The 12,783-nt window shown below is 60.7% G+C and carries 11 protein-coding genes; 4 read left to right on the forward strand and 7 right to left on the reverse strand.

Annotated features, from left to right (window positions below):
* Nucleotides 1-27: 27 nt before the first annotated feature.
* From ACO08A_RS22340 to ACO08A_RS22365, 6 genes are all read right to left on the reverse strand, one after another.
* Nucleotides 28-798: a DUF4886 domain-containing protein gene (locus ACO08A_RS22340; protein ID WP_422038135.1), complete on the reverse strand. Its 771-nt coding sequence runs from the start codon at nt 796-798 to the stop codon at nt 28-30.
* 98 nt (nt 799-896) lie between these two features.
* A complete protein-coding gene (locus ACO08A_RS22345; protein WP_422038136.1) occupies nt 897-1,493 on the reverse strand; it encodes a DUF1131 family protein in 597 nt (198 codons plus the stop codon).
* Nucleotides 1,494-1,631: 138 nt separating this feature from the next.
* A complete protein-coding gene (locus ACO08A_RS22350; RefSeq protein WP_422038137.1) occupies nt 1,632-2,213 on the reverse strand; it encodes a TIGR00730 family Rossman fold protein in 582 nt (193 codons plus the stop codon).
* Nucleotides 2,214-2,269: 56 nt separating this feature from the next.
* The gene (locus ACO08A_RS22355; RefSeq protein WP_422038138.1) at nt 2,270-3,658 is read right to left on the reverse strand and encodes a dipeptidase; all 1,389 of its coding nucleotides are present in this window, start codon (nt 3,656-3,658) and stop codon (nt 2,270-2,272) included.
* Between the two features lie 98 nt (nt 3,659-3,756).
* Nucleotides 3,757-4,710: a cation transporter gene (locus tag ACO08A_RS22360; RefSeq protein ID WP_422038139.1), complete on the reverse strand. Its 954-nt coding sequence runs from the start codon at nt 4,708-4,710 to the stop codon at nt 3,757-3,759.
* Between the two features lie 6 nt (nt 4,711-4,716).
* Complete coding sequence (locus tag ACO08A_RS22365) at nt 4,717-6,276, reverse strand: helicase HerA-like domain-containing protein (protein WP_422038140.1); 1,560 nt, start codon at nt 6,274-6,276, stop codon at nt 4,717-4,719.
* 168 nt (nt 6,277-6,444) lie between these two features.
* Between ACO08A_RS22365 and ACO08A_RS22370 the strand changes: the two genes are divergently transcribed.
* Nucleotides 6,445-6,837 (forward strand): DUF2780 domain-containing protein, encoded by a 393-nt coding sequence (locus tag ACO08A_RS22370; protein ID WP_422038141.1) that lies wholly within the window; start codon nt 6,445-6,447, stop codon nt 6,835-6,837.
* A gap of 44 nt (nt 6,838-6,881) precedes the next feature.
* Nucleotides 6,882-7,289, forward strand: coding sequence for a DUF4332 domain-containing protein (locus ACO08A_RS22375; protein ID WP_421983617.1), 408 nt, complete (start codon nt 6,882-6,884; stop codon nt 7,287-7,289).
* A gap of 112 nt (nt 7,290-7,401) precedes the next feature.
* Here ACO08A_RS22375 and ACO08A_RS22380 read toward each other — a convergent pair whose 3' ends face one another.
* The gene (locus tag ACO08A_RS22380) at nt 7,402-8,103 is read right to left on the reverse strand and encodes a helix-turn-helix domain-containing protein (RefSeq protein WP_306145247.1); all 702 of its coding nucleotides are present in this window, start codon (nt 8,101-8,103) and stop codon (nt 7,402-7,404) included.
* A 494-nt stretch (nt 8,104-8,597) separates the two neighbouring features.
* On the opposite strand from ACO08A_RS22380, the gene ACO08A_RS22385 reads away from it, so the two are divergent.
* On the forward strand, nt 8,598-10,598 hold the full coding sequence (locus ACO08A_RS22385) for a methylmalonyl-CoA mutase family protein (RefSeq protein WP_422038142.1): 2,001 nt from the start codon (nt 8,598-8,600) through the stop codon (nt 10,596-10,598).
* Nucleotides 10,598-12,763, forward strand: a complete 2,166-nt coding sequence (gene scpA, locus ACO08A_RS22390; RefSeq protein ID WP_422038143.1) for a methylmalonyl-CoA mutase — start codon at nt 10,598-10,600, stop codon at nt 12,761-12,763. The genes ACO08A_RS22385 and scpA overlap by 1 nt, the downstream gene beginning before the upstream one ends.
* Nucleotides 12,764-12,783 lie beyond the last annotated feature (20 nt).

Raw genomic sequence — 12,783 nt, forward strand, 5'->3', positions numbered from 1 at the left:
ATTCCGGTGGGTGATAACCGGATAAGCTCATGGCAGCAGGGCGGCATTCGAGACCCGTTGAATTGTTGCCGCAACCGTTTCCTCGAGCGCCCCGGGAATGTAGGCCGCATCGCACCGCTGCGAAAACAGCGTCGTGAAGAACACGCAGGCAGCGAGGTAGGTTCCGGCGACGCTGGGATGCCGTTCATCCACATAAAGCTCGATGCCCGGATGTTCGGCGCGCATCCGCGCCCAGACTTCGCCAACCGGGGAGACCATGGCATTGTTGTGCCTTGCCATCTTGCGATAGGCGGCGTTGGTTCTGTCCTGCATGCCCTTGTAGCTGCCGACCGCGGGAATGGTTTTCTTGTGGAACTGGTCCCCCTCCCGGTGTGCCATGCCCATGTAGAAGACGACTTGCGTTTCAGCCGAAACCTTTCTGGCGCGGGTTGCGAGTTCCGCGGCGAAGGGAAGGGAGTCCCGTGCGACATCGGTGTCGTTGAGCGCGGGAAGCTGGGTATGCTCCTGCAGGACCACGAAGTCCCAGGCTGTCTCGTCCATAAGCTGCAGAAGACCGGCGTCGCCGGAATGATGGGCCAGCCTGGCACTGCCCCGGGCGGAGGTGCTTGTTTCGACCGGGATGCCCTTTGCCGCGGCAATCTCTGTCAGCATACCGGGCAGGTTGTTGCGAAGCGTCAGGCTGTTGCCGACAAACAGGACCTTCGTGGCGGTGTCGGAGCCCGGTGACGCTTCTGCTGCAGGCAAGAGCACGGGAAGGGTGCAAAGCGCGAAAACGCCAAGGAAAACGGACTTGAGCACTGTCGGGCACCTGGATCGTTGTTTTTCTGCGGCGATCAGACGATCTCGTTGCGCGAAAGACAAATAGAATCTTCGTGCCTGACTCTAGGGTACGGACCCTAGCTCTTCGGTGTCCAGAGGATGCGTTGAAGTTCGGCGTCGAAGAGTTCCTTGGACGGCGGCAGGCGGTCGAACGGTCCCTGGTATCCGGGAATGGCGTAGACGAGTTCCACATTCGGATGGCCGGTCGATTCGCATATCGCCATGCCGCGCCAGAGATTCTTGCCCGCGCGGCAATCCGATCTTGCCGTGCCGATATCGGAGAATGTCTGGCCGATCCGCTCGCCGTTCGGGCCCTGAAGGTGATGCGTGACGCCATGCACCGAGCGGACCTTGCCGTTCGAACCCTTGAACACCTGCAGAACCTGGAAGCCGTCCGTGTTGAAGGCCGCAAGGGCCCATTCGGTCTTGTTTTCGACCGCGGTCTGGATGCCTTCCGTGGTGAAGCCGGGCAGTGCGCTTTCGATGGATTTGGATCCGTACCTGGTGTCCGGCGTAATGCCGCCGACATTGTCTTCGGTGATCTGGACCAGCGTCACGTTGGACGTCTGAACCAGCCGGCCGGAGGTCCCGGCATAATCGCCGGTCGGAGAACATGCACTTGCGGCGAGACAAGACAGAATCGCGAAAACGGTCGGTGTTTTGAAGCCCATCATCCAAGCACGTAACTGTTTTTGTGTGCTGCACGTTGCGCGCAGTTCTGACAAGGGTTTAACAACTCAGGATAATTTTGCAATTGCAGAGAGCCTGCCTGTGGAAAGTTCAGGCACAGCCCGCCATCCATGCACACGATCTCAGGTTTCGTCCTTGCCGATCCACTTCGGGGTGTCCGGTGCCTCGTAGCTCTTGAAGAGATCAATCAGGGCCTGCGGAGTGTCCGCGATCTGGACCATGTCCCGCATCGCCTTTTTCGTGAACGCTTCCTGTGTCTGATGGTCCAGAAAGGCGATCAGCTGATCGTAGTAGCCGTCGACGTTGAGGAAACCGCAGGGCTTCTGGTGGTAGCCCAACTGCCCCCAGGTCCAGACCTCGAAGATCTCCTCCAGCGTGCCGGCCCCGCCCGGCAGGGCGATGAAAGCATCCGAGAGTTCGGCCATCAGGGCCTTACGCTCGTGCATGGAGCCGACGAGATGAAGTTCGTCCAACCCTTCGTGTGCGAGTTCCTTTTCCTCGAGAGCACGGGGCAGGACACCGATGACCTTGCCGCCGGCCTTCAGAGCGGCATCGGCAACCGTGCCCATCAGGCCGACCTTGGCACCGCCATAGACCAGGCGGAAACCCTGCTCGGCAATCTGGCGCCCCGTCTCGACCGCGGTTTCGGCATAGCTGTCGCGCGTGCCGAAACTCGATCCGCAAAAGACACAAATGGATTTCATCTTTTTCCTGTCCGCCCTTTCAGCAAGCCCGTCAGAGCCGCAGATGAGGGTCCTTTTCAGCTTTTCGACAGTTCGTCCAGGACCCGCGCCCAGGACCTGGTTCCCTTGTGAAAGCTGGTGAGATTGTATTTCTCGTTCGGAGAATGAATCTGATCGTCTTCAAGGCCGTAGCCGATCAGCAACGTGTCCATACCGAGAAAGCGCTTGAAATCGCCGACGATCGGGATGGAACCGCCCATGCCGACGAGCGCGGCTTCCTTGCCCCATTCCTTCTTCAGTGCGATTTCGCCCTTCTCCAGCGCAGGCATATGCAGGTCGAGGCGCAGGGCCGGGCTGCCTTCCTTCGCGGTAAACTCAACGCTGCAATCGGCAGGAACCTTGGAGCGGACATAGGCCCGGAAGGCTTGCTGAATCTTGTCCGGGTCCTGATCGCCGACCAGCCGGAACGTGAACTTGGCATGCGCCTTTGCCGGGATCACGGTCTTTGACCCTGCGCCCTGATAGCCGCCCCACATGCCGTTCACCTCGACGGTCGGACGGGACCAGAGATGCTCCAGTGGTTTGCGGTCCTTCTCCCCGCGCGGATACTTCAATCCGACATCGCCCAGAAAGTCTTCCACGGAAAACCCGAGATTGTCCCACATGGTGCTGACGTCTTCGGGCAGTTCGATGACACCGTCATAAAACCCGGGCAGCGTGACCTTGCCGTTCTCGTCATGCAAACCGGCAATGATGCCGGCGACGATATGGTTCGGGTTCTGTGCCGAACCGCCATAAAGTCCGGAATGCAGGTCGCGGCTTGCCGCCTTGACCACGATTTCGTCACCCACCATGCCGCGCAGCATGACGCCGATGGCCGGTGTTTCCGCATCCCACATGCCTGTATCGCAGACCAGTGCCATGTCGCAGGAGAGTTCGTCCTTGTTGGCCTCCAGAAACGGCTGCAGCGACGGTGAGCCGGATTCTTCCTCGCCTTCGAACAGAATGGTCACGTCGACCGGCAGGTCGCCCGTTTCCTCGATATAGGCGCGGGCCGCCTCGACGAAGGTCATCAGCTGGCCTTTGTCGTCCGAAGATCCGCGCGCCATGATGACCTTGCTGCCGTCTTCGCGGGTCTTGATGCTCGGTTCGAACGGGTCGTTTTCCCAGAGTTCCAGAGGGTCGACCGGCTGTACGTCATAGTGACCGTAGAACAGGACATGCGGACCGGGCTTTCCCGACTTGCGATGGCCGACAACCATCGGATGGCCCGTCGTTTCCCGCACCGACGCCTCAATGCCGATTGCATTGAGTTCGGCCGCCAGCCAGGCGGCCGCATCTTTGCACGGGCCGGCGAAGGCGGGATCGGTGGAAATGCTCTTGATCTTGAGAAGCTCGAAAAGGCGGCCGAGGCTGGCATCGAAGTTGGTATCGATACGCGACAAGACCTTGTCGATGGAACTCATGACGGATCCTCGAATTTGAAACTGATTGGAATGGCCGGCACAACATGCCTGTCAGAAGCCCCTAACAGGCCACAAGCTTGCCGGAAGCGCAAATGGATTCATTCCTTCTGTGGAAGGAGCGGGGGAGAAGCAGGCAAACCACCGCGTGCGGTCACGATGATCTCTATGCGCGTGGGACCGAGCGATTGCTCCAGCCGTTCCGAAAGCTCGCTCTGAAAGCCATCTATTTCTTCCGCAGCGACAGGTTTTGCGGGATCCAGATAGATCGCGGCGTAGTGCATGCGGCCGGCCTGCAGGACCGCCACGCGATGGAGCGTGTAGCCCTTGTCGCGGCACAGGTCGCGGGCGGCACGCAGAACTTTTGCGTGGGTGCTTCCGGGCGCACTGACACCGGCGAGATCGGCAAGCGTGGCGCGGAACGACGACAGCGGCTGCCAGATGATCGCCAGGATCAGGACCAGGACTATGACCGCGTCGCCGATGGGCACATAGGGGGCGAGGGGCGTATCTTCCAGGAAGGGAAGGGAGAGAAGGGCCGCCCCGGCACCGACGCTCAGCGCGCCGTCGATCAGGGCAGCGCGCGCCTCGGTCTTCAGGAGTGCACTGCGTTTCCCGGTTTTCCGGAAGGCCCGGTGGTAGTTGATGGCGAGCGCAAGGCAGATCAGAACGATCGTGACGGAATAGAAGACGATCGGTCCAAAGACCAGCTCCGGAACCTCGCCACCGGTGAAAAATGTCCAGATCTTGTTTCCGGACACGATGGCGGCAAAGACAAGAATGCCGATCAGGATCAGGCTGCGAAACGTGACGTAGAGAACCTCGTCGAAATCATGGCCCCAGGGACGGCTTTTCGTTGGCGGCAATCCGACGCGTGCACCGATCCGTGCGGCCGCGATGGCGGACACAAAATTGACTGCAGAATAAAGGCCGTCCACCATCATGGCGTCCGACCGCGACAGCCAGGCGGTCAGAATGCCGGCAAACGCCATGAAGAGATTGGACCACTTGCCGACGGCCAAGGCGCGGCGCTCTATCTCCCGGCTGTCCTTCATGGGTGATCAGTTTCCGCGTTTGAGCGACCCCATCAGCCCGCGCACGAGCGCGCGCCCAAGGGACGTGCCGAGGCTTCTGGCCGCAGATTTCAGACCGGCTTCAAGCACGGTGTCCCGCTGGCTTTTGCGTTTCGACCGCCGTTCCATGCTTGTCTTTTTCGGACGATCGTCCCGTCCGAAGTCGGGGAGCTGGAACCCGGAGCGCGAGCGCCGCGGTTCGCCGTGCTTGCGGGCGTGCTTTTCCTCCCGGTCGCGGATGCGCTGTTCCTGCCGGTGTTCCTCCTCGGCTCGGTTCATCAGGATCTCGTAAGCCGATTTGCGGTCCTTGGCGCGCTCATAGAGGCCGAAAACGGCGCTCGACTGGATCAAGGCCCGCCGCTCAGCCTGTTTGAGCGGCCCGAGGCGTGAACAGGGCGGCCTGATCAGTGTCCGTTGGACCACCGAGGGTATGCCCTTGCCTTCGAGTGTCGAGACGAGGGCCTCGCCGACACCGAGTTCGGTGATGACCCGCTCGGTGTTCAGGTCCGGATTGGGCCTGAAGGTTTCGGCTGCCGCGCGGACGGCTTTCTGGTCGCGCGGGGTGAAGGCCCTCAGGGCATGCTGAATGCGGTTGCCAAGCTGCGCCAGGACGGTTTCGGGGATATCGAGCGGGTTCTGGGTGACGAAATAGACGCCGACGCCCTTCGAACGGATCAGGCGGACCACCTGCTCGACCTTTTCAACCAGTGCCTTGGGCGCGCCGCTGAACAGAAGGTGTGCCTCGTCAAAGAAGAACACCAGCTTGGGTTTCTTCGGATCACCGATCTCGGGCAGCTCTTCAAAGAGTTCCGACAGGAGCCACAGCAGAAAAACCGCATAGAGCCGGGGTGACGTCATCAGCTTGTCCGCAGCGAGAATATTAACGACGCCCCGGCCGTCCGGCGCGGTCCGGATGAAGTCGCGAATATCGAGAGCCGGTTCACCGAAAAAGTTCTCGCCGCCCTGGCGCTCCAGAACAAGGAGCCTGCGCTGGATCGCGCCGATGGACGCCTTGGACACGTTCCCGTAGAGCGTGGAAAGTTCCGATGCGCGTTCCGCGACATGGGCGAGCATGGCCCGCAGGTCCTTGAGATCGAGCAGCAGCAGCCCCTCGTCGTCCGCAAGCTCGAACAGGACGTTGAGAACGCCTTCCTGGGTGTCATTCAGTTCCAGCAGGCGCGACAGGAGCAGCGGGCCGATTTCCGACACCGTGGTGCGGATTGGATGTCCCTGCTTGCCGAGCAGATCCCAGAAGACGGTTGGAAAGGCCTGGTATTCGTAGCTTCCGGCGATGCCGACGTCGCTTGCGCGCTTTTCAAGGAAATCCTTGCTAACGCCCTCGGCGGCAAGCCCGGACAGGTCTCCCTTGATGTCGGCACAGAAGACCGGAACCCCGGCCTTCGAGAACCCTTCCGCCAGGATCTGGAGCGACACGGTCTTGCCGGTGCCGGTGGCCCCGGCGATCAATCCGTGGCGGTTGGCGAGCTTCAAGGCCAGCGTCTCGTCCTTCGTACTCGCTCCAATGAAAATGCTGTCTGTACTCTTCACGACGCCCCCCGAATCTCGCTGGCTTTCGTCGAACCTAACAAAGCCCTGTCGAAAAAGCGCGCCTGTCTTTCGTGTTTCGGTCGACGGGCCGGACCCAAAGCGTTTAGATAGTCGGCGAATCGGGCGGGTGACATTCAGCCTGCAGCCAATTTTTTTCCGGAGACACGCATGGAAGAACTCATCAACCGCATCATGGCGGCAGCCGGCATCGATCAGGAACTGGCGACGAATGCCGTCGGAATCATCCTGAGCTTCCTTAAAAAGGAGGGGCCGGAAGACAAGATGCAACTGATTTTCGACGCGCTTCCAGGCGCAGCCGATCTTGTCAGCGCGAGAGAAAGCGCCGGGTCCGGAGGTGGCCTTCTGAGCGGTCTTGGCAGCATGATGGGCGGCAGCATGGGCGCCATGGGAGCGCTGAGCGAACTGAACAGCGCGGGCCTGGACATGGGCGGCGTTCAAAGTGTTGTCAAAGAACTGGTTTCCTATGCTAAGGAAAAAGCAGGGGACGACGTTGTGGATGAAGTAATTTCACAAATTCCGGGGTTGAACCAAGTCGTCTAGCTGCCCCAGGGTTCAGCTGCGGTCTTAAAGGGAGTTCATTGCGCATGTCTTATTCGATCGACGAAATCGAGGGCATTGGCCCGACTTACGCTGCAAAACTGGGTGAAGCGGGGATCAAGACGACTGAGGCCTACCTCGAACGTGCGAAGGATCCTAAGGGGCGCAAGGCGCTCGAGGAAGAAACCGGCATTGAGGGCAAACGCATTCTTAAGTGGGCCAACATGGCCGATCTGATGCGCATCAGCGGCGTTGGCGAGGAATATTCGGAACTGCTCGAGGCTGCCGGCGTCGACACGGTGAAGGAACTGAAGCATCGCAATGCTGCAAACCTGGCCGCCAAGATGAAGGAAGTGAACGACGAGAAAAGCCTTGTTCGCCAGGTGCCGAGCGAAACCCAGGTGACGAAGTGGGTGGAGCAGGCGAAAGAGCTTCCGCCGATGATGACCTACTGACCGGCGTTTCAGTACGCTTAGACAAATGCAAAAGGCGCGCCATTGGCGCGCCTTTTCTTGTGACCTCGGCCGGATGTGCTCGCCTTGCGCAGTGAGCGCAAGGGAAGGCCGTTCACACGCTGATCTGTCCGTAGCGCAGGGCTTCGACGACTGTGTGGGTCTTGTTCGATGCGTTGAGCTTGACGCTGGCGTTCTGAAGATGTGCGTGGACCGTTCTCTGGGAAATGTCCAGAACGTCGGCGATCTCGCCAGCGGTCTTGCCGTAGGCTGTCAGTTCAAGCACCCTGCGCTCGCGGCTGGAGAGAGCGCCCGGACGCTGCCCGGAGACGACCCCGAGTTCACGCAGGCGGGAAAAGGCGGCTGCCGAGATGGCTTCAAGATTTGCCAGATCATATTTGTTGACCTGCAAGGAAGGACCACTGGCGAACACGAATGCCTGGAACGGGTAGAGTTCGGTGACAGGCACGATCACGATCTGGCTGCCTTCGCCGGCAGATGCCAGGAGATCGGAGTGCTCCATGTCGCCCGCGGTGATGGTCCACACGCGCGCGCGGTTCGAGCCAAGTCCGAGCATCAGCGCGCTGTCGTTCGCCGACAAGGACGTGCTTTCGATGCCGTCGTTGCGCTGGTCCGGCCAGCGGAACCTTTGCACGAGATTGTCGATTGGCCGGTTCGGCATCGGCAGGCCGGTAATGAGAATGTTCGTGGCGCCCATGCGCCGAAGATTCGATTCCAGGATATCAAGAACGTGATGAGCGGCGTTTGCTTCCGAGATTGCCCTCAGTTTGCTCTTCAATTCAGCTTGATCAAGCATTGTGCACATCCTTCGCGGCCTAACACACCGCTGCTTTCCGGCCTTTCCGGACATGCCGGATCGAACCGTAGATGGGTTAAAGTCAGATCTCGTCCGATCCTTTCGAATAGAACGACACCTAGCGCTGCGCGTTTTGTGAGGCGGTATTAATTCCCATGCGTCAGCGTCTTCACGCTACAATACAATTGATGATCGTACCAATAGGGAAAATTCGGAGAATTGACTAAATACGCCAGAAATTTGTCATTTTGTCTAAGATATGTGCCCAATGTATGCGCAAATGCCCAATTTAATGCCCTTGCGTAAGTTGCAAGTCGATTGTTTTCGGGCTTTGTGATGCGCTCAACATAATTCGGCCACAGTCGCTCAATCATCCGCATTCAGATGGCTTTTGCCGCGTAATCCGGCCCGTAAAGGCTCTGGCTTACCCTTTGTGCTGAGTTGCCAAGTTTCCCGGGCGGGGACTAAAACGTTGCCCGAGGGAGACCCTGACAATGCCGCTCAGTTTTACCGGACCCGAAAACTTCACGCCGTCCAGCGAGGAAAGCTGGTGGGACTTGGTCGACAAGGCGCTGAAGGGCGTTCCAAGGGAAAAGCTCTTCGGAGCAACGGAAGACGGTCTGCCGATCGCACCGATCTATCCGCGCCGCACCGACAGTCCGGCCCGCAACCTGCGTGCGCGCCGAGACGGCTGGACCGTCATGCAGCGGATCGACATTCCTGATCCGGCTGCGGCGAATGCCCAGATACTTGAAGACCTGGAGGGCGGCGCGGACGGCCTGGAGCTCGTCTTTTCCGCTGGGGAGACAGCTGGTGGTGCCGGCATTGCTGCTGCGGACCTGAAACAGCTGGAAACCCTTCTTCGGAATGTCCTGCCCGATCTCGTCAGAATTCGCCTGGATGCGGGCGAGGGGACGCCCCAGGCGATGGCGCTGCTGCTTGCGTATCTGGACGGCCAGGGTACGGATCTTGCGGCCATCGACGTATCCTCCGGGCACGATCCACTGGCGTGGAGCGCGGCGAGAGACGCCGGTTCAAGCTCCCGGGAAGCCGTCTTGAGGCAATGCGCCGATCTTGCCGTGTCGGTCATCGGGACGGGCGCGGCAAACGGCTCGGTCCGGACGATGCAAGCGGACGGGCTGGTCTGGCACAATGCCGGTGCAACTCAAGCACAGGAGCTTGGACTTGTGCTGGCGTCCGCAACAGCTCAGCTCAGAGCCTTGAGCGAAACCGGTGTGCCTGTCGAAAGCTGGGCAGAGTTCATCTCCTTGACGCTGGCTGCCGAGGCGGACCAGTTCGGAACAATCGCCAAGGCACGCGCGATCAGGGCACTTTGGTCCAGCGTACTGGACGGGGCGGCTCTTCCGCAGACTGCCGCCAATCTTGATATGTGCACATCCTACCGGATGCTGACGCGCAACGATCCGTGGGTCAATCTTCTGCGCAATACGGTTGCGGCCTTTGCTGCAGGGATCGGTGGCGCGGACAGTGTTTGCGTCCTGCCGCACACGCTGGCTGTCGGCCTGCCCGATGCAGCTGCCCGCAGGCTCGCGCGCAATACGCAGGCCATCCTTCAGGAAGAAAGCAGCCTCGCGAAGGTTCTCGATCCGGCCGCCGGGGCGGGCGCGATAGAGGACCGCACCGAACGGCTGTCTGAGACCGCCTGGGGCTTCTTCCAGAAGATAGAAGCAGTCGGCGGCCTGGCCGAAGCTCTCGACAAGGGCTTTGTTCAGGACACGATCGCCAAGGCGCGGGCGGAAAGATCAAAGGATGTGGCGCGCAGAAAACGCCCCGTCACCGGTGTCAGCGAGTTTCCCAATCTCGCGGAAAAACCCGTCTCCGTCCTGACGGCCGGTGCGCCGGCCCGGTCCGGGGGCACCGCCGTGGATATGACGACGCTCCCGGAGACCGGATCCGGGCTCTGGTCCCGGGCGCTGAAACAGGCATTTCTGGAGGGAAAGTGCGCGCCGGACCTGAGCGGACCGGCATCGGCAACGGGTCTGAGCGTTGCGCGCTTGTCCGAACCCTTCGAGGCGCTCCGCGACATGTCGGTCAGGTTCGAAAAACAGACCGGAAAACAGCCTGCCGTGTTTCTGGCGACGCTCGGATCGCCCGCGCAATTTGCCGCCCGCGCGACCTGGAGCACCAACGCGTTTGCTGCGGGTGGGTTCAAGGCGATCGAGGCAGGCGAAGTCGCCTCGCTCGCCGATCTTGCTGCCGCTTACACAAAAAGCGGCGCTTCGCTGGCCTGTCTGGTATCATCGGACGGTGTCTACGAGACAATGGCAGTCGAGGCCGCGGCGGCGCTCAAGGCAGCCGGTGCAAGGCATCTGTTCCTGGCGGGGCGTCCGGGTGAGCTTGAAACCGGCCTGAAGAACGCTGGTGTCGACAGTTTCCTCTTTGCAGGTGCCGATCTGCTGGCCTTGCTCACGGAGGCGCATCGCAAACTTGCCGAGGCCGACGGCTTCGGGGCAACAGGGCAGGAGGTCCTTTGATGAGCAGGATCCCCAATTTTTCTGAAAAGCCGTTCCGCAATTGCCTGACGGAAGCCAAACGTGGAACGTCTCCGGACTGGCGGACACCGGAGGACATCGTGGTCCCGGGGGTGTTCGGCGCAAAGGATCTTGAAGATCTCACGCATCTGGAAACCTGGCCCGGCCTGCCGCCGTTCCTGCGCGGGCCCTATCCGACCATGTATGTCCAGCGCCCCTGGACCGTCCGGCAATATGCCGGCTTCTCGACCGCCGAGGATTCGAACGCCTTCTACCGCCGCAACCTGGCCGCCGGCCAGAAGGGGCTCTCCGTCGCGTTCGACCTTGCGACACACCGGGGCTACGACAGCGATCATCCGCGGGTGGCGGGCGATGTCGGCATGGCAGGTGTCGCGATCGATTCCATCTACGACATGCGCACGCTGTTTTCGGGCATTCCGCTCGACCAGATGAGTGTCTCCATGACAATGAACGGCGCGGTTCTGCCCGTTCTGGCGCTATATATCGTTGCCGCCGAAGAACAGGGTGTCGCGCAGAAGGACCTGTCCGGAACCATCCAGAATGACATCCTCAAGGAGTTCATGGTCCGCAACACCTATATCTACCCGCCGCAGCACTCGATGCGGATCATTTCCGACATCTTCAAGTTCACGTCGCAGAACATGCCGCGGTTCAACTCCATCTCGATTTCCGGCTATCACATGCAGGAGGCCGGGGCGACGGCCGACCTGGAACTCGCCTACACGATCGCCGACGGCATCGAATACGCGCGTGCCGGTGTCGCGGCCGGCATGGATATCGACCAGTTTGCGCCGCGCCTGTCGTTCTTCTGGGCCATCGGCATGAACTTCTTCATGGAAGTGGCCAAGCTGAGGGCGGCCCGCCTGATCTGGGCGACGCTCATGCAGGAGAACTTCCAGCCGAAAAATCCGAAATCCCTGTCGCTGCGCACCCATTCCCAGACGTCCGGGTGGTCCCTGACGGCCCAGGACGTCTTCAACAACGTCATTCGCACATGTGTGGAGGCGATGGCCGCGACGCAGGGGCACACCCAGTCTCTTCACACCAATGCTCTGGATGAAGCGCTCGCCCTGCCGACCGACTTTTCGGCGCGCATCGCTCGGAACACGCAGCTGTTCCTGCAGCAGGAAAGCGGCACGACTCAGGTGATCGATCCGTGGGGCGGGTCCTATTACGTGGAAAAGCTGACCGCCGATCTCGCCGAGAAGGCTATGTCCCATATTCGCGAGGTGGAAGACCTCGGCGGCATGGCCAAGGCCATCGAAAAGGGCATTCCGAAGCTTCGGATCGAGGAAGCGGCGGCCAAGACACAGGCGCGAATAGACAGCGGCACACAGACCGTCGTCGGCGTGAACAAGTACAAGCCGGACAGCGAAGAGGCGATCGACGTTCTCAAGGTCGACAACGCGCAGGTGCGCGCCGCGCAGATCGACAAGCTGAAACGCCTGCGCGCGGAGCGCAACGAGACAGACACGCAGGCGGCGCTCGACGCACTCACGGCGTGTGCGCGCACCGGCGAAGGCAACCTTCTGGATCTCTCCGTCAAGGCGGCCAGGGCAAAAGCGACGGTTGGGGAGATTTCTCTCGCGATGGAAAAAGTATTCGACCGGCACAAGGCCGAAATCAAGTCGATCGCCGGGGTCTACAAACGTGAGGCGGGAGCCATGTCCGGAACGATGGAAAAGGTCCAGAAACTTGTCGAGACATTCGAGGAGAATGATGGCCGCCGCCCGCGCATCCTGGTTGCCAAGATGGGCCAGGACGGCCACGACCGCGGACAGAAGGTGATTGCCTCCGCGTTCGCGGATCTCGGCTTCGATGTCGATATCGGCCCGCTTTTCCAGACACCCGAGGAAGCCGCCCGTCAGGCTGTCGAAAACGATGTTCATGTTGTCGGCGTTTCGTCGTTGGCCGCAGGCCATCTCACGCTTGTGCCCGCGCTCAAGGCGGCGCTGGCGGAAGAGGGGCGCGAAGACATCATGATCGTCGTTGGCGGCGTGGTTCCGCCTCAGGACTATGACGCGCTCTACCAGTCTGGAGCGTCGGCGATCTTCCCGCCGGGAACGGTGATCGCGGAGGCGGCGGTCGGTTTGATCGAAAAGCTCAACGAACAGCTCGGATACGGTCCGGCGCAAGCTGCCGAGTAACAATTAACAGCCGAACGGGA

Source organism: Roseibium sp., from assembly GCF_965232425.1.
In the GTDB taxonomy this organism is placed as follows: Bacteria; Pseudomonadota; Alphaproteobacteria; order Rhizobiales; family Stappiaceae; genus Roseibium.

What these genes read in the sequence shown, in the direction of transcription:
- ACO08A_RS22345 (WP_422038136.1), bottom strand. Translation starts at nt 1,493, where the DNA reads ATGATGGGCTTCAAAACACCGACCGTTTTCGCGATTCTGTCTTGTCTC.
- ACO08A_RS22350 (WP_422038137.1), bottom strand. Translation starts at nt 2,213, where the DNA reads ATGAAATCCATTTGTGTCTTTTGCGGATCGAGTTTCGGCACGCGCGAC.
- ACO08A_RS22355 (WP_422038138.1), bottom strand. Translation starts at nt 3,658, where the DNA reads ATGAGTTCCATCGACAAGGTCTTGTCGCGTATCGATACCAACTTCGAT.
- ACO08A_RS22360 (WP_422038139.1), bottom strand. Translation starts at nt 4,710, where the DNA reads ATGAAGGACAGCCGGGAGATAGAGCGCCGCGCCTTGGCCGTCGGCAAG.
- ACO08A_RS22370 (WP_422038141.1), top strand. Translation starts at nt 6,445, where the DNA reads ATGGAAGAACTCATCAACCGCATCATGGCGGCAGCCGGCATCGATCAG.
- ACO08A_RS22375 (WP_421983617.1), top strand. Translation starts at nt 6,882, where the DNA reads ATGTCTTATTCGATCGACGAAATCGAGGGCATTGGCCCGACTTACGCT.
- ACO08A_RS22380 (WP_306145247.1), bottom strand. Translation starts at nt 8,103, where the DNA reads ATGCTTGATCAAGCTGAATTGAAGAGCAAACTGAGGGCAATCTCGGAA.
- ACO08A_RS22385 (WP_422038142.1), top strand. Translation starts at nt 8,598, where the DNA reads ATGCCGCTCAGTTTTACCGGACCCGAAAACTTCACGCCGTCCAGCGAG.
- scpA (WP_422038143.1), top strand. Translation starts at nt 10,598, where the DNA reads ATGAGCAGGATCCCCAATTTTTCTGAAAAGCCGTTCCGCAATTGCCTG.